Source organism: Neisseria sp. P0009.S010, assembly GCF_051958545.1.
Taxonomy (GTDB): domain Bacteria; phylum Pseudomonadota; class Gammaproteobacteria; order Burkholderiales; family Neisseriaceae; genus Neisseria; species Neisseria subflava_A.
The window spans coordinates 1-16,970 of record NZ_JBQCVH010000007.1; the positions used below are offsets into that span (position 1 = coordinate 1).

14 protein-coding genes are annotated in these 16,970 nt (G+C 49.1%); 7 read left to right on the forward strand and 7 right to left on the reverse strand.

Features of this window, described 5'->3' with window-relative positions; all coding sequences use genetic code 11:
- Positions 1 to 334 precede the first annotated feature (334 nt).
- The 3 genes from ACTHSN_RS08210 to mltG form a co-directional block, all read right to left on the reverse strand.
- A complete protein-coding gene (locus tag ACTHSN_RS08210) occupies positions 335 to 1,615 on the reverse strand; it encodes a malic enzyme-like NAD(P)-binding protein (protein ID WP_083290073.1) in 1,281 nt (426 codons plus the stop codon).
- Between the two features lie 263 nt (positions 1,616 to 1,878).
- Positions 1,879 to 2,505: a dTMP kinase gene (tmk, locus tag ACTHSN_RS08215; RefSeq protein WP_049331462.1), complete on the reverse strand. Its 627-nt coding sequence runs from the start codon at positions 2,503 to 2,505 to the stop codon at positions 1,879 to 1,881.
- 67 nt (positions 2,506 to 2,572) lie between these two features.
- Positions 2,573 to 3,568 carry an endolytic transglycosylase MltG gene (gene mltG / locus ACTHSN_RS08220; RefSeq protein WP_107791945.1) on the reverse strand — a complete coding sequence of 332 codons (996 nt, stop codon included), beginning with the start codon at positions 3,566 to 3,568 and terminating at the stop codon, positions 2,573 to 2,575.
- Positions 3,569 to 3,683: 115 nt separating this feature from the next.
- Between mltG and ampD the strand changes: the two genes are divergently transcribed.
- The 4 genes from ampD to galU all read left to right on the forward strand — a co-directional run bounded on the left by ampD (position 3,684) and on the right by galU (position 9,295).
- On the forward strand, positions 3,684 to 4,250 hold the full coding sequence (ampD, locus tag ACTHSN_RS08225) for a 1,6-anhydro-N-acetylmuramyl-L-alanine amidase AmpD (RefSeq protein ID WP_070461597.1): 567 nt from the start codon (positions 3,684 to 3,686) through the stop codon (positions 4,248 to 4,250).
- Positions 4,251 to 4,427: 177 nt separating this feature from the next.
- On the forward strand, positions 4,428 to 5,696 hold the full coding sequence (locus ACTHSN_RS08230) for a cell division protein ZipA C-terminal FtsZ-binding domain-containing protein (RefSeq protein ID WP_285069838.1): 1,269 nt from the start codon (positions 4,428 to 4,430) through the stop codon (positions 5,694 to 5,696).
- A gap of 139 nt (positions 5,697 to 5,835) precedes the next feature.
- The gene (gene ligA / locus ACTHSN_RS08235; protein WP_440365242.1) at positions 5,836 to 8,304 is read left to right on the forward strand and encodes an NAD-dependent DNA ligase LigA; all 2,469 of its coding nucleotides are present in this window, start codon (positions 5,836 to 5,838) and stop codon (positions 8,302 to 8,304) included.
- Positions 8,305 to 8,431: 127 nt separating this feature from the next.
- A complete protein-coding gene (gene galU, locus ACTHSN_RS08240) occupies positions 8,432 to 9,295 on the forward strand; it encodes a UTP--glucose-1-phosphate uridylyltransferase GalU (RefSeq protein ID WP_070461600.1) in 864 nt (287 codons plus the stop codon).
- Between the two features lie 54 nt (positions 9,296 to 9,349).
- Here the strand turns inward: galU and ACTHSN_RS08245 are convergent, their stop codons facing one another.
- Positions 9,350 to 10,846, reverse strand: a complete 1,497-nt coding sequence (locus ACTHSN_RS08245; protein ID WP_070461601.1) for a TrkH family potassium uptake protein — start codon at positions 10,844 to 10,846, stop codon at positions 9,350 to 9,352.
- A 174-nt stretch (positions 10,847 to 11,020) separates the two neighbouring features.
- Here ACTHSN_RS08245 and ACTHSN_RS08250 point away from each other — a divergent pair, with 174 nt between their 5' ends.
- The 3 genes from ACTHSN_RS08250 (at position 11,021) to ACTHSN_RS08260 (ending at position 12,070) form a co-directional block, all read left to right on the forward strand.
- Positions 11,021 to 11,296 carry a type B 50S ribosomal protein L31 gene (locus tag ACTHSN_RS08250; protein WP_049328620.1) on the forward strand — a complete coding sequence of 92 codons (276 nt, stop codon included), beginning with the start codon at positions 11,021 to 11,023 and terminating at the stop codon, positions 11,294 to 11,296.
- Positions 11,296 to 11,421, forward strand: coding sequence for a type B 50S ribosomal protein L36 (gene ykgO / locus ACTHSN_RS08255; RefSeq protein WP_003685279.1), 126 nt, complete (start codon positions 11,296 to 11,298; stop codon positions 11,419 to 11,421). Before ACTHSN_RS08250 ends, ykgO begins: the two co-directional genes overlap by 1 nt.
- A 241-nt stretch (positions 11,422 to 11,662) precedes the next feature.
- Entirely contained in the window at positions 11,663 to 12,070 is a 408-nt protein-coding gene (locus tag ACTHSN_RS08260; protein WP_070461602.1) for an MliC family protein, read from the forward strand.
- Positions 12,071 to 12,443: 373 nt separating this feature from the next.
- Here ACTHSN_RS08260 and ileS read toward each other — a convergent pair whose 3' ends face one another.
- From ileS to ACTHSN_RS08275, 3 genes are all read right to left on the reverse strand, one after another.
- Positions 12,444 to 15,236, reverse strand: a complete 2,793-nt coding sequence (gene ileS / locus ACTHSN_RS08265; protein WP_070461642.1) for an isoleucine--tRNA ligase — start codon at positions 15,234 to 15,236, stop codon at positions 12,444 to 12,446.
- Between the two features lie 138 nt (positions 15,237 to 15,374).
- Positions 15,375 to 16,301, reverse strand: coding sequence for a bifunctional riboflavin kinase/FAD synthetase (gene ribF / locus ACTHSN_RS08270; RefSeq protein WP_070461603.1), 927 nt, complete (start codon positions 16,299 to 16,301; stop codon positions 15,375 to 15,377).
- 123 nt (positions 16,302 to 16,424) lie between these two features.
- On the reverse strand, positions 16,425 to 16,814 hold the full coding sequence (locus tag ACTHSN_RS08275; RefSeq protein ID WP_049331430.1) for a hypothetical protein: 390 nt from the start codon (positions 16,812 to 16,814) through the stop codon (positions 16,425 to 16,427).
- Positions 16,815 to 16,970: the final 156 nt, after the last annotated feature.

Here is a 16,970-nt window from a genome sequence, read left to right on the forward strand (position 1 = left end):
GATATTCGAAACAAAAACAGCCGAAAACCTGTGTTTAGGTTTCGGCTGTTGGGGGAAAGGAATTTTGCAAAGGTCTCGGCCTGATGTTGTTTAAAAAAGCTGGCAAAAATATTGTATTTAATCTCGTACAAACCCTGCAAAATCAAAGCCGCTCAAAAATAGAAACCTATTTTAAAAAGCAATCCATATTCCCACGTCTCTGTTGAAGCAGCAGATTATCATGTCCTTCATTCCGATTGCTGCATTAAACCGTTTCTAAAATACCCAATAAACAAAAATGCCGTCTGAAATACAACTTCCAGACGGCATTTTCAATCAAATACTACTTACCGGATTACAATTTCAAACCGGCCAGTTTAGCAGTATACGCATCCAAATCAGCGATTGGACGGGTAGCCACGCCGCTTTCCATTGCTGCTTTAGCAGTAGCTGTAGCAACGCGAGGCAACAGGCGGGAATCGAATGGGGTAGGAATCAGGTATTCCGCGCCGAATTCAAATTTCTTACCGTAAGCAGCAATCACTTCCTCAGGCACTTCTTCCATTGCCAAGTCAGCCAAAGCGTATACACAAGCGCGTTTCATTTCTTCGTTGATGGTGGTCGCGCCGACATCCAATGCGCCACGGAAGATGAATGGGAAGCACAATACGTTGTTTACTTGGTTCGGGAAGTCTGAGCGACCGGTACCGATTACCACATCCGGACGGGTTTCTTTTGCCAAAGGAGGCAGAATTTCCGGATTTGGGTTTGCCATAGCGAACACGATTGGTTTTTCGTTCATGGTATTCAGCATTTCAGGTGTCAGCAGGTTTGCGCCGGACAGACCCAAGAAGATGTCTTTACCTTTAACGGCATCGGCCAATACGCGTTGGCCGTTGTCTTCGATGGCGTAGAACTGTTTGGACTCGTCCATACGGTCTTTGTCTTCGCGGGTTTTGTAAATCACGCCTTTGGAGTCGCAGACAGTTACGTTTTCACGTTTCAGACCCAAATCCAGCAATTGGTTCAAGCAGGCAATCGCTGCGGCACCTGCGCCGGAGCACACCAAAGTCGCTTCTTCAATTTTGCGGCCGGTATAACGCAAAGCGTTCAGTACAGCGGCAGCGGTAATGATGGCGGTACCGTGTTGGTCGTCGTGGAATACAGGGATTTTGCAACGTTTGCGCAATTCGCGTTCGATGTAGAAGCACTCAGGCGCTTTGATGTCTTCTAGGTTGATACCGCCGAAAGTCGGCTCCAAAGAAGCGATGATGTCTACCAATTTTTGCGGGTCTTTTTCATCGATTTCGATATCGAATACGTCAACGCCGGCGAATTTTTTGAACAATACGCCTTTGCCTTCCATTACAGGTTTACCGGCCAATGCGCCGATGTTACCTAAACCCAACACTGCTGTACCGTTGGAAATCACGGCAACCAAATTGCCTTTGGCAGTGTATTTGTAGGCAGTTTGAGGATCGGCATGGATTTCCATACAAGGAGCAGCTACGCCCGGAGAGTACGCCAACGCCAAGTCTTTAGAAGTAGCCAAAGATTTGGTTGGGGTAACGGAGATTTTGCCCGGCACGGGGAATTCGTGGAACTGCAGGGCGGCTTCTTTTAATGAATTTTCCATTTATCGATCCTGTTTGCGAGAGAGATTTTACAGCGAACAAGTCTGAAACAGGCTGCTTCAGACGTTTAAAATTTCTAAAGTCGGGTTGTTAACAGACAGACTTTGTAAGGGACCGTAATTTTATCATGTTCTTTTGGTGGCGCATACCGATATTTATTACATTTGTTTTGATATTTCGTTTTATTTGGTTTTATGTCTAAAAACTTCTGTAATAATATTTCTTCGCCACACTACCCTTCTTTCAGATGGCATTTTATTTAAACTTAAACATTCAATCCAAAATGACTGTCTAGCGCGGTTTCAATCTGATTTTTTACCGCGTCCAGACTTTGGCTGCTGTCGATGACGGCATAGCGTTCCGGCTGTTCGTTAGCACGTTGCAGATATACTTCGCGCACCCGATTGAAAAACTCGGCTTCTTCTTGTTCAAAGCGGTCTTTCTCACGCGTTTGGTTGATGCGCGCCATTGACACTTCCAAAGGCACATCCAACAGCAAAGTTAAATCTGGGCGGAAATCGCCCTGTACCCAATGCTCAAGCGTGGCAATATCTTGCAAGGGAACGCCGCGTCCGCCGCCTTGATAGGCAAACGTTGCATCGGTAAAGCGGTCGGAAACGACATGCGTGCCGTTTTTCAGGGCAGGCAGAATGACTGTTTCCAAGTGTTGCTGTCTGGCTGCAAACATCAGCAGAGTTTCGGTACGCAGGCTGACTTGGGTGGCAGGATTGAGCAGGATTTCACGCAATGCTTCTCCGGCCGGAGTGCCTCCCGGTTCGCGCGTAAACAATACGGGCAGTTGGTGTTTCTCAAACCATGCTTTCATTACGGCAAGGTTGGTGGATTTGCCTGCGCCGTCTATGCCGTCAAGGGTAATAAATCTGGGTTTCATATGGATATCTTCAATTTAAAGGCCGTCTGAAACAGGGATTATAAATGTTTCAGACGGCCTATTCGGTTTATTTCTTCAAAATATATTTGCGTACGGCAGCGTTGTGTTCAGAAAGATTATGGCTGAACTCGCTCAAGCCCGTACCATCCATTTTTGAGACGAAATACAGATATTTTTCATCAGACGGATGGCCTGCTGCTTCAAGCGCGGCCTTGCCGGGAAGCGCAATCGGCGTCGGCGTCAAGCCGCTGCGCGTGTAGGTATTGTAAGGCGTATCGCGTTGCAGGTCGGCCTTGCGGATTCTGCCTTTATACGCATCGCCCATACCATAGATGACGGTCGGGTCAGTTTGCAGGCGCATACCGATATTCAGGCGGTTGACGAATACAGCGGCCACATGGGCGCGGTCGTCTTCGTGCGCGGTTTCTTTTTCAATCAGACTCGCCATAATCAGCATTTCGTACGGATTTTTATAAGGCAGGCCGCTTTGACGGTCATCCCATGCTTCTTGCAGGTTTTCCCGCATCTTACGGTAGGCGATTTTGTAAATTTGAAGATCGCTGCCGCCGGCATCAATTTCGTAACTATCCGGGAAAAACTGTCCTTCGGGATTGCTGCTCAAGGCATCGGGTGCCACTTCGGCCATCAGTTTTTCATCACTCCAACCGCGCGTATCGTGGGCAATGTCGGCAGTGTTATCGATAATACGGCGCATTTGTGCAAAACGCGCGCCTTCCAAAATTTGCACGCTGACCGAGTCAGGGCGGCCTTTTTTAATGCGTTTTAAAATGTCCCAAGCCGATACTTTGGCAGACAGGCGGTAAGAACCGGCATTAAGTTGGTTGTGTACGCCCATCACATATGTGGCGGCTACTAAAACATAACGGTTATAAACAATGCCGTCTTGAGCCAGTTTGCGGCTGACGGAAGAGATACCTTGGTTTTTGGTAATGGTAATACGGTATGGTTTGCCGTTGTCTTTCGGAACAAACAACAATGCGGCAACCACGGCGGCAAATGCCGTCAAAAATACGGCCAGCCATTTCAACAATTTTTTCAGCATGGTAGGATTCTTGGTTTGTGAACGTGTCGGGCGACAGTATAACCGAAAACAAGTCCACCACGCCCTCCACCTTACCCAACGTATATTTTCCTATCCCGAAAGGCCGTCTGAAACCATGAATTCTCCTTCAAAAAACACTTGGCAAAGCGGCCGTTGGCTGAATGCACGTCAAACTCATTCGCCCAATTTCAGCCCGCGAGAACCGGATGAAGACATCTCATTGGTTGTCCTCCACAATATTTCCCTCCCTCCTTTTGAGTACAACACGGGTGCGGTGGAAAAATTGTTTACCAACCAAATCAACCCTGACGAGCATCCTTTTTTCAGCATCATCCACACCCTGCGCGTCTCCAGCCATTTTTTCATCAGCCGTAAGGGCGAAACCGTCCAATTCGTTTCCTGCGACGATATGGCCTATCATGCCGGTGTATCGTCATTTCAAGGCAGAGAAAAATGCAATACCTTCTCCATCGGTATCGAATTGGAAGGCTGCGATTTCGAGCCTTTTACCGAAGCACAATACACCAGCCTGCAAGCCTTGCTGACCGCCATTTCCGAACATTACCCGATTCAGGCCATTACCGGTCATCAGGACATCGCTCCGGACAGGAAAACCGATCCTGGACATTTCTTCGATTGGCCACGCCTTCAAAAAGCAGGTTTCCCCATCCGGCACGGATAACTTTCAGACGGCCTGAACACTGATTGGCAGACATAATGCTGTCACAACCGTTTATTTTCGTTATAATTCAGCTATTCATTCGGACGCATAAAGTCCGGCTCCAACGAACTTCCCACGCAGCAAGATTCCGCACCCTGAAAAAGACGGAATGCTGCCTTTTTAAAAAGTGATTACTCCATGATTTTCATCGTCTTAGCCCTCGCCGCCCTTTTGGCTGTCATCGGTTACAATATGTACCAGGAAAACCAATACCGCAAACAAGTGCGCGAACAATTCGGCCATTCCGATAAGGATGCACTTTTGACCAGCAAAACCAAGCACGTCCGCGACAGCAAAGAAACCGGCGGCCAAGGTTTGTTTATCAAGAAAAACAAAAAAACCGAAGAGGCATTGCGCAACCTGCAAGAGCAAGATGAAATCTACGCGGCAAAAGCCAAACTGGCTCATCCTGCCCAACTTAAAACCGATGTCGAGCTGGCCGTGGAAGACGACTTTTCCGCAGAAGAAAAAGTTCAACACACCGTTATCGGCTTGAACAACGAAATTACCGTAAGCCCAGCCGAAGCCGCTTCTGCTCCGGTTGAAACCACAGCCGAGCCTGTGGCACAAGTACCATTGATCAGCTTGGATGAATTGTCTCAAGTCGAGTTACCTTGGTTTGACCCGCGCTTCGACTACATGGCCTACATCTCCCTGAAACAAGCCCAAGAATTGCACGCCCTGCCGCGCCTTTCCGGCACTCACCGCTTCCAAATCATCGGTTGCACCATGGACGATCATTTCCGCGTTGCCGAGCCGATTCCGGGTGTTTACTACCAAGGCTTCGTCATGGGCCTGCAAGCTGTCAGCCGCAACGGTTTGGCCGCGCGTGAAGAGTTGCAACAATTCGACCAACAGGTTGATGCTTTTGCCCAACTGATGGACGGCAAAGTTTTGCATACCGACTTGGACGCTTTCACCGAAGTCGCGCAAGCCCTCGACCAATTCTGTGCGCGTGTTGACCAAACCATCGCCATTCACTTAGTTTCCCATTCCAATATCAGCGGCGTAGAATTGCGTGCCGCCGTGGAAGATACAGGCTTCAAACTGGGCGAAGACGGCGCGTTCCATTTCGGCGACAACAACAACCCTCAATTGTTCTCCATCCATACTTTGGACAACAAACCGTTTACCAATCCTCTGTTGGACAACCAAACCTACCGCGGTTTCAGCATGCTTCTAGATATTCCGCATGTTCCTGCCGGCGAAAAAACTTTCGACAAATTCATGGACTTGGCAGTCAAACTTTCCGGTCAACTCAGCTTGGATTTGGTTAACGACCAAATGGAAGAAGTTTCCACCCAATGGCTCAAAGACGTACGCAACTACGTTTTGGCCCGTCAGGAAGAAATGCTTAAAGTCGGCATCAAACCCGGCAGCAAACAAGCCCTGCGCCTGTTCTCTTAAACTTCCCCAATCAAAAAGCGGATATGCAATGACGGCATATCCGCTTTTTTCAGGTAAAATCCCTTCATCTTCAATATTCATCGATTTTCAGACGGCCTCTCTATCATCAGGCCGTCTGAAAACTCTATTTCGATTGCTCATGAATCCGACCGCACAACGTATCAAATACCTGACCGACCTCCTCAACCGCTACGCCTACGAATACTACACCCTAGATGCGCCCAGCGTACCCGACGCCGAATACGACAAATTATTCCGCGAGCTCGAGGCATTGGAGCGAAACTACCCCGAGTTCAAACTGCCCGACAGCCCGACCCAGCGCGTCGGTGGCGAGCCTTTAGCAGGCTTTGCCGAAGTACGCCACGAAATACCGATGCTGTCGCTGACCAACGCCTTCTCGCCACAAGACGAAAACGGTGTGTTTGACCATGCCGAAATGTACGCTTTTGATGAGCGCGTTCGTGGCGGTTTAAATGGAGAAAAACCGGAATACGTTATCGAACCTAAATTTGACGGTCTGGCCATCAGCCTGCTGTACCGCGACGGCGTATTGACTCAAGCGGCAACCCGTGGAGACGGCACCACAGGCGAAGACGTTACCCAAAACGTCAAAACCGTATCCAACATCCCCCTGCGTCTGCATGGAGAAAACATTCCCGAGTTTATCGAAATACGCGGCGAAGTACTGATGCTTAAAGCCGATTTTGCCGCTTTAAACGAACGACAGGCTGAAAACGGACAAAAACCTTTCGCCAATCCGCGCAATGCCGCCGCCGGCAGTCTGCGCCAACTCGATTCGCGCATTACGGCACAGCGCAAACTGCATTTCTTCCCCTATTCCATCGCCCGACAACAAGGCGGTTTTATCGCAGAAGAACACCTGCAAGAGCTGGGCTACTGTAAAGAGCTTGGCTTCAGCCTGCCTGATGGTAATTTCGGCTGCTTCCCAAATATCGAAGAAGTATTGGCGTTTTACGAACAAATGCAGCAAAAACGCCCTACTTTGCCTTACGAAATCGATGGTATGGTGGTCAAAGTCAACAGTCTGGCACAACAAGAAAAACTGGGTTTCATCTCACGCGCGCCGCGCTGGGCCATTGCCCACAAATTTCCTGCCGAAGAAGCATTGACCATTGTCGAAGCCATTGATGTACAAATCGGGCGCACCGGCGCAGTAACCCCCGTCGCCCGCCTGCAACCTGTATTCGTCGGCGGCGTTACCGTTACCAACGCTACCCTGCACAATCAGGACGAAGTATCGCGCAAAGACGTGCGCGTTGGCGATACAGTTGTCGTGCGCCGTGCCGGAGACGTGATTCCCGAGGTGGTGCGCGTAATTTTTGAACGCCGCCCAATGCAGGATACCAACATTGCTGTTTCAGACGGCCTGCAAGACGATTTGTTTGCCGAAATACCTTCTGAAACCCGCTCCGAACCGCTTCACAAACCTTACCGCCTGCCCACCCATTGCCCTATCTGTCACAGCGAAATCGAACGCGAAGAAGGCGAAGCGGTTGCCCGATGCAGCGGCGGTATGCTTTGCCAAGCACAACGCGCGCAAGGTTTAATCCACTTCGCCTCACGCAAAGCCATGGACATCGACGGACTTGGACAAAAACAAATCGAGCAACTGGTAGCACAAGATTTGGTTCGTCATTTCGCCGACCTCTACCGCCTCGATATCCCAACCCTGCAAAAAATGAAGGAAACGGCGGATAAAGCGTCAGCTAATGAGGAAGAACCATCAAACAGTGAGATTGAAGACTTTGAAAGCGAGAGCGGCAATGCCCTGCTTAGCAAAACCAGTAAAAAACAGCCAACTAAATGGGCGGAAAACATCCTCGCAGGCATAGAAGCCAGCAAAACGCCTGAACTTGCCCGCTTCCTTTTTGCCCTCGGTATCCGTCACGTCGGCGAACGCACCGCCAAAACGCTGGCGCAGGCATTCGGTACACTGGAACACGTCCGCCATGCACCCGAACCCATCCTCGCCTGCCTGCCCGATATCGGCACGGTGGTTGCCCGCTCCATCGCCCACTTTTTTGCCCAAGAAGCGCAACAGGCGATGATAGACGAACTGCTGGCTGTAGGTGTTGCCCCGCAAAGCCAGGCTGTCACTATCCCGCCGTTGCGCTATGCCGAGCCGCAACGCTGGATTGCCCGCCTGCCTGATTTTAAAATCAGCGAAACCAAAGCACTGGCCTTATGGGAGCTTGCCGGACAAAGCATAGAAGGTTTGCAAACTGACAAAGCGTTGCCTGCCGATTGGCAAACATGGCGCAGTAAACTGCAAAACGCAGCCCTGCTTGAAAATATGAAAACTTTCTTTGATCAAAAGCTGCCTGAGCTTCAAGATGAAACGATTTCAGACGGCATCAATGAGACCATAGCAGGAAAAACCTTTGTATTAACAGGAACTTTACCCACGCTCAAACGCGACCAAGCCCAAGCCATGATTGAGGCTGCCGGCGGTAAAGTTTCTGGTAGCGTATCCAAAAAAACCGACTACGTTGTCGCCGGAGAAGCCGCAGGCAGTAAATTGGAAAAAGCCCAAACGTTGGGCGTGGTCGTATTGAGCGAAGAAGAATTACTGACGTTGCTAGGATAAGACAGTATCTATGACCAATCCTCCTTTTCAGACCGTCTGATACTTTATCATGTGGTATTATCATTACATACGACTACATCTTTACACTTTTTGGGGTATAAACCCACAGTTAAAATAGGATAATAATATGAAACCCATTAAAAAATGCGTCTTCCCCGTTGCCGGTATGGGCACCCGTTTCTTGCCTGCGACCAAAGCCAGCCCCAAAGAAATGCTGCCTATCGTAGACAAACCTCTGATTCAATATGCAGTTGAAGAAGCGGTTGAAGTCGGCTGTACTGAAATGGTGTTCATCACCGGCCGTAACAAACGCAGTATCGAAGACCACTTCGACAAAGCATACGAGTTGGAAACCGAATTGGAATTGCGTCAAAAAGACAAGCTGTTGGAGCACGTTCGCGATATCCTGCCTCCCAACATTACCTGCATGTACATCCGTCAAACTGAAGCATTGGGTTTGGGTCATGCCGTATTGTGCGCGCAGGCTGCCGTTGGTAATGAACCTTTTGCCGTTATTTTGGCAGACGATTTGATTGATGCGCCTAAAGGTGCATTGAAACAGATGGTTGATGTGTACAACCAAAGCGGTAACAGCATTTTGGGCGTTGAAACCGTCGACCCTTCCCAAACAGGCTCTTACGGTATCGTTGAAGTTGAAAAGCTAAAAAGCTATCAACGTATCACCAACATAGTTGAAAAACCCAAACCGGAAGAAGCGCCTTCCAACCTCGCAGTTGTCGGCCGCTACATCCTGACTCCGCGTATTTTTGACTTGTTGACCAACCTGCCCAGCGGCGCCGGTAACGAAATCCAACTGACAGACGGTATCGCCCGCCTGCTCGACCATGAGTTTGTGTTGGCTCATGCGTTTGATGGCAAACGCTACGACTGCGGCAGCAAATTGGGTTACCTTGAAGCAACCGTGGCTTATGGTTTGAAACACCCTGAAACTGGCGAACAATTCAAAGAATTGCTCAAACAATACGCTTAAGCCCAGCCATTATAAAAAGGCCGTCTGAAATTTCAGACGGCCTTTTTCTCACACTTATTTCTTCCAATATGCCGGAGTTAGCAAAATCAGAACGGTAAAAATCTCCAAACGTCCCAACAACATCACCGCCGTACACAGCCATTTCTGCACATCGCTCAGCACAGCATAATTATGTGACGGACCGACTGCCCCCAAACCCGGCCCTGCATTGGTAATACAGGCAATGACTGCCGTAAAGGCGGATAAAAAGTCCAAGCCTGCCGCCATCAGTAAAAAGCTGAATACGATGACCGTCATAAAGTAAATAAAGATGAACGACATGACGGTCAGCGCCATGCGATCCGGAATGGAACGGTTGTTGACCTTTACCGTACGAACCGCACGCGGGTGCAGCAAAATCAACATTTCGCGCAAGCTGAATTTGAATAACACCAACGCACGCACGTTTTTAATACCGCCCCCCATAGAGCCTGAACTTGCCAATACGTTCGACAGGAAAAACATCCACAGCGACACAATCAACGGCCATTGGGCAAAGTCTGCATTGGAGAAACCGCTTGCCAATCCGATGGACACAAAGTTGAAGCTGACAAAGCGCAAAGCTTCGCCAAGGCTTTGATAAACGTCCTGCTGCCATAAATACAATGCCGAAATCAAAATACTGCCCGACAAAACCAGCAGCATGGTGCGGCATTCTTCATCTTTCCAATACACCTGCAAGGAGCGGTTGCCCAGCGCAGTAAAGTGGCTGGCGAAATTGATACCGCCCCAGACAGTAAAAAACATCAACGTCCATTCGACTGCTACAGAATTAAAATAGGCAACGCTGTCATCATGTGTCGAAAAACCGCCCAAGGCCACAGCCGACATCGCATGGCACAAGGCATCAAACCAGCCCATGCCGGCAATATGCAAGGATACAAAGGCGGCAGCAGTTGTCAGCGCATAGGCAAACCACAGCCGTTTAGCCACTTGCGAAATGCGGGGAGCCATCTTGCTTTCCTTATCCATACCCGGAATTTCCGCTTTGAAAAGCTGCGTCCCTCCCACACCCAACATCGGCAAAATCGCCACAGCCAACACGATAATACCCATACCGCCAAGCCAGTTGAGCATGTGCCGCCAAAAATTCACCGACGGTGCCAGCGTATCCAAGCCGGAAATCACTGTTGCCCCCGTTGTCGTCAGCCCCGACATCGCTTCAAAAAACGCATCGGTGAAACTCATGGACGGCATATAGAAATAAATCGGCATCGCCGCCACGACGGCAAAGGCCAGCCACAGCATCAATACCAGGGTAAATCCGTCACGCGGCCGCAATTCACGATTGAAACGCAGAGTCAACACCCAAGTAACGCACGACACCAGCAATACCGTCAAAGCCGTGTAGGCAAACACGAAAAACGCGCTGTCGTGATAAAAATACGACATCAGTGTCGGCACAGCCAACAGCAGTGAAAACAACAGCCCCAGCTTGGACAATACATGGACAATCGGCATCACCTTGCTTACCGCACCACCCAATCTGAAACCCTTATACAAATACATCATATCCCTATCATCAGAAAACAAAATATTCAGACGGCCTCATGAAAAAATAGGCCGTCTGAAACAGCATATTTTATCAAAATGCCGCAACCCCGTGATAAAGAAAAACCAAAAAACACTTGCCTGCTCTTTTTCTAAGAGTATAATGTTATACCATAACACTCACTGGAGAAAGAAATGAAACCCGATATCCACCCAGACAACTATCGTACCGTCCTGTTTTACGACAGCGGTGCAGACCAAGGATGGCTCATCCGTTCATGCGCCAATACCCACGGAAAGACCATGGTTTGGAAAGACGGAGTAGAGTATCCCCTCTTCTCTCTTGATACCTCTTCCGCGTCCCACCCCGTATACACAGGCAAACAACGCAACGTCAATATTGAAGGTCGCGCCAGCAAATTCAACCAACGTTACCAATCCATGATGTCTTCTTTCAGAAAGGATAAATGATGCAAGTCCTCTCATCTCTGAAAACTGCAAAAAAACGACACCGCGACTGCCAAATTGTCCGCCGAAAAGGCAAAGTGTACGTCATTTGCAAGAGCAATCCCCGTTTTAAAGCACGCCAGCGTTAAGCTGTCCCATCCTTCTTTCAATGTAACTCTCTGAATTTTCCGCACTTTCGTTTACCTCTAGCGCAAGTGCGGCTTTTTTTCAAACGGCATTAATCATTCATATCAAAACTACAAAGAATCCTGCCATACTCCCGGAAACAGGAAGGAAAAGTAAATAATGGTTATCCCTATTGTGAAGCCATAAAGATATTTATAACATGCCGCTACATTCTTCCTTCAACACTGACCATAGGAGTCAAAAATGAAAGTAAAAGCCCTGCTTGCAATTGCCGCCGCCATGAGCCTCGCTGCCTGTGCCGCACCTGAAGCCCATCGCCATGACCATGGTCAACGTCATGAGCACAATCATGCACACGAATATGGCCACCAACATCATGACATGCATAACCATGGCCGTGTTCAATCATTCAGCTGCGAAAACGGCCTGTCTGTACAAGTCCGCAACCTGAGCACCAACCAAGTTGAACTGCGTCTGGACGACAAAGTTGCCACCCTGTCTTCTGCCGTTGCAGGTTCAGGCGAACGCTATGTTGCCAACCAAGGCCTATTCGGCAAAGGCGCTGAATGGCATCAAAAAGGCAGCGAAGCATTCTTCGGCTTCACTGACCCATACGGCAACAAAGTAGAAACTTCTTGCTCTGCACGTTAATTTCTACTAAGCAATAGAATAGCTAAAGGCCGTCTGAAAACTTGTTTCAGACGGCCTTTTATATTGGATAAAACGAAAGAGAAATATAGTTTCCGTTCAATGAGAAAATGTAAATATGAGGCTATTTGAAGGTTCAAAATACATCCATACCCCACAGATAGTAAGGCCCTTTGAAAAGTGCTTTCTACGAGAATATATTTCTCAATATACGTCAAATCCACTATACCTATACTGACTATCTCTATTTATCAAAACTACAAATCCCAATTACCCTTCAAAATCAATCCGTTATATGAAACAGATTCAATAAACAAAGGCCGTCTGAAAACCTATTTCCAAAGTTTTCAGACGGCCTTTATCTTAGACCAAACCATTAAGCGTAATATCTGTCTTCGCCTTTACCGTCAACGTTGTCGGCACAACGTTTACAGATGGTTTCATGGCCTGCAACTGCGCCTACATCGTGGGTGTAGTGCCAGCAGCGTTCGCATTTTTCACCATCGCTGGCTTTAGCGGTTACAGCAAGTTCATCACCTACTTTCACTTCTGCTTTAGACACCAGCAAAGCAAAACGCAATTCTTCGCCCAAAGTGTTCAGATAATCGGCAATTTCTTCCGGAGCCGTAATTTCGGCTTCGGCTTGCAATGAAGAACCGACTGTTTTATCCGTACGCAGAGGTTCGATGGCGGCAGTTACTGCTTCGCGTGCTTCGCGGATTGCCGTCCATTTTTTCACCAATTCGGCTTCGGCTTTTTCATTGATAGATGGGAACTCATGCCATGTGTGGAAGAGGACGCTGTCTTCTTCGCCGCCACCGATAATATCCCATGCTTCCTCGCCGGTGAAGCACAAAATCGGAGCAATCAGCAGAACCAAACTGCGTGTGATGTGATACAGGGCAGTTTGCGCGCTGCGTCGTGCATGGCTGTCTGCTTTGGTGGTGTAGAGGCGGTCTTTCAGAATATCGAGGTAGAACGCGCCCAAGTCTTCCGAGCAGAAAGAAACAATGTCTTTTACGGCAAAATGGAAGGCATAGCGCGGATAGTAATCGCCTGCCAGACGCTCTTGCAGCTGACGTGCCAATACCACGGCGTAGCGGTCGATTTCGACCATGTCTGCCTGCGGTACGGCATCTTCAATAGGATTGAAGTCGCTGAGGTTGGCAAACAGGAAGCTCAAGGTATTGCGGATACGACGATAGCTTTCAGTTACGCGCTTAAGGATTTCTTTGGAAATCGCCAATTCGCCGCTGTAATCGGTAGATGCCGCCCACAGGCGCAGGATGTCTGCGCCGAATTCGTTGTAAACTTCTTGCGGTGCAACAACGTTACCGATGGATTTCGACATTTTGCGGCCGTTTTGGTCAACCACGAAACCATGGGTCAGCAGCTGTTTGTATGGCGCGCGACCCATTGATGAGGCACAACCGGTCAACATAGACGATTGGAACCAGCCGCGGTGTTGGTCGCTGCCTTCGAGGTAGAGGTCGGCGGGCCATTCCAATTCTTCGCGTTGTTTCAAGACGGAATAATGGGTCGAGCCGGAGTCGAACCATACGTCCATAGTGTCGGAAAGTTTGTCGTAATTTTCACAATCTTCCGCGCTCAAGAGTTCGCTCTTATCAAGAGAGAACCATGCTTCGATGCCTTTTCCTTCGATTTTTTGGGCAACTTTTTCCAACAACTCGGCAGAGTTTGGATGCAATTCACCAGTCTCTTTGTGAACAAAGAAAGTCATCGGTGTGCCCCAATAGCGTTGGCGAGAAACCACCCAGTCAGGACGACCTTCAATCATGGCTTCTAAACGCGCACGACCCCATGATGGGAAGAATTCGGTGTCATCAACGGCTTTGATGGCTTTGTCGCGCAGGGTTTTACCGTCGGCACCTGCTTTGTCCATACCGACAAACCATTGGCCGGTCGCACGGTAAATCAGCGGGGTTTTGTGGCGCCAGCAGTGTGCATAGCTGTGTTCGATTTTGCTGCTTGCCAAGAGGTTGCCGGTTTCTTCCAACCATTGCAGGATAACGGGATTGGCTTCCCAAACTCGCATACCAGCAACACGAGGTGTTTCACTGATGTATTTGCCTTCGGCATTTACAGGGTTGTAAAGCTCAATGCCGTATTTATTGCAGACAGCGTAGTCTTCCAGACCATGAGCAGGCGCAGTATGCACCAAGCCGGTACCGGCATCGGTGGTAACGTGGTCGCCATTGAGCATGGGAATATCGCGTTCGAGGAACGGATGATTCATGTGCAGGTTTTCCAGCTTGTCACCTGTGGTTTCTGCCAATACATTTAGGTCGTCTGAAGCAAAACCGTAGCGTTTGAGCGCATCTTCTGCCAAATCTTTAGCCAACACCAATTTGCCTTTAGGCGTATCAATCAGTTGATACACCACGTCTGCGCCAGCTGAAACAGCTTGGCTCGCAGGCAAAGTCCAAGGCGTGGTTGTCCAAATAACGGCAAATGCTTTGCCTTCGATACTTGCCAAACCGAATGCGGCGGCAAGCGCGGCAGTGTCTTTAAACGGATAACCGACGTCAATCGCAGGCGATACTTTGTCTTTATATTCCACTTCGGCTTCGGCCAGCGAAGAGCCGCAGTCCAAGCAGAACTGAACCGGTTTCGCGCCGCGGTAGAGATAGCCGGATTTGTAGATTTCGCCGAGCATACGCACGGTATCGGCTTCGGTTTTGAAATCCATGGTCAGGTAAGGATTATCCCAGTCGCCCAACACACCCAAGCGAATAAAGTCTTTTTTCTGGCGGGCAATCTGTTCGGCGGCATATTCGCGGCACAATTCGCGGAAACGGGCTTTAGGCATATCTTTGCCGTGCAGTTTTTCTACCATTACTTCGATAGGCAAACCGTGGCAGTCCCAACCCGGTACATAAGGCGCGTCAAAACCGGCTTGGGTTTTGCTGCGGATAATGATGTCTTTGAGAATTTTATTGACGGCATGACCGATGTGGATGTCGCCGTTGGCATACGGAGGACCGTCGTGCAGAATAAATTTCGGACGGCCTTTGGCGATTTCTCGCAGTTTTTGATAGCGTTTTTGCTCGTACCAGCTTTTCAGCCATGCAGGCTCGCGCTTGGCAAGATTGCCGCGCATTGGAAACGGGCTCTCGAGCAGGTTTACGGTTTTACTGTAATCGGTCATTTTTTGATCTCTATTGTTGCGGTATTTCGGTTTCAGACGGCCTGATTGCTCATTTTGAAAAGAACAGGCCGTCTGAAAAAATTCAAAGGACTTATTGTAGCCCAATTGTCTTGATTTTATAAGCTTCTAGAAGCGTTTCTATGCTTCCCAAACCCTTGCATCTTCCATATCTTGCAAAATTTGGGTTTTCAATGCTTCGATACTCTCAAATTTTTTCTCGTCACGCAGTTTGTGCAGGAAGCGAACGAAGATACGTTGTCCGTACAAATCGCCGTTGAAATCGAACAGATGGACTTCCAGCTTTTGCGAGCGGTTGTTGCTGACAGTGGGGTTAAAACCAAAGCTGGCAACGCCTCGGCGCGTACCGAATGTGCCATCTGCTTCAACGACAAATACGCCGCTTAGCGCATAATGATACGGAGGAAGCTGGACATTGGCGGTAGGCGCGTTGATGGTGCGGCCGAGTTTTTGTCCGTGTTTGACCTTGCCGCTTAAAACGTAATCATGGCCCAATAGTCTTTTGGCGTATTCCAACTTGCCGTCTGAAAGGGCTTGGCGGACGGCGGTACTGCTGGTACGGATGTCTTCAACGATAACGGACGGCGTGCGCTCGGTTTGCATATCGGGCTGTTGAGCCAAGAGTTCAAAACAGCCTTCACGGCCGGCACCGAAACGGAAATCGTCGCCAATCAACAAATAACGCGTGTTGAGCGTTTGGCGCAAAAGCTGGTCGATAAACGCTTGCGCGCTCATATCGGAGAAAGCTTGGTTAAAACGCAAGACCCAAACGGCATCCACGCAGCCGGTTTCACGCAAAAGGCGCAATTTGGTACGCAGCGGGCTGATGCGGTAAGGCAGCTTTTTCCCGGCTTTGCGCGCAAAAAATTCTTTGGGCTGAGGCTCAAAAACAACAACGACAACAGGCAGACCGCGCTGGTCTGCCTCTCGTTTGAGTTTTTGTAGAATGTGTTTGTGCCCGAGGTGTACGCCATCGAAGTTGCCGATGGTTACGGCGGCTCCTTGCGGAAATTTGGGCGCGTGTCGCTGTCCAAGCCAGATGTTCATGGGTGGTGGGTATTGTGTTTGAATAGGCGGCTATTGTAAACGTTATTGCCGTTTCAATAAACCTTAGGCCGTCTGAAACCAATAAATATATGCTTTCAGACGGCCCTAAAGTTTGTTAATACCTTACCACCACCAAGGATAACGGCCAAACGGATAGCCCCAATCGTCGTAATAACGATAGTAACGGGCTTCGCGCAGCTGTTCTTGAGAAATATAGTTTTGCCATGCCATTTTGTAGCAGGCTTGGAACATCGGATCGGAAACTTTGTCGATATATTTGAGGCGGAAGGCTTTTTGTTCCGCAGTTGCGGCACCGGGTTTGCCTTCTTCGTCAAATTTGCGGCGGATCAGCGCGGCAGTCTCCTGATCGCATTGGGCAGCAAGATGTACTTGAAGATCCTGCTCATAGCGTTTCTGCGCTTGGGCGCGTGCGGCTTTTTGCTCAGGCGTGGTGGCGCAGGCGGCAAGTAATGCGGCAGCACCAATCAATAAAGTCAGGCGGATAGGATTCATCGGATGTTTCCTTATAGTCATGTATAGCTATTAATGTACGCCCTCATCTTGTAATGGGCAAGTGTGGCAACTTGGGGACACTTTCATATTATTTGTTCTTGGCAGCAGGCAGTTGCATATAAAATACACCCAATATAAATGCTCGCTCCTACCCTC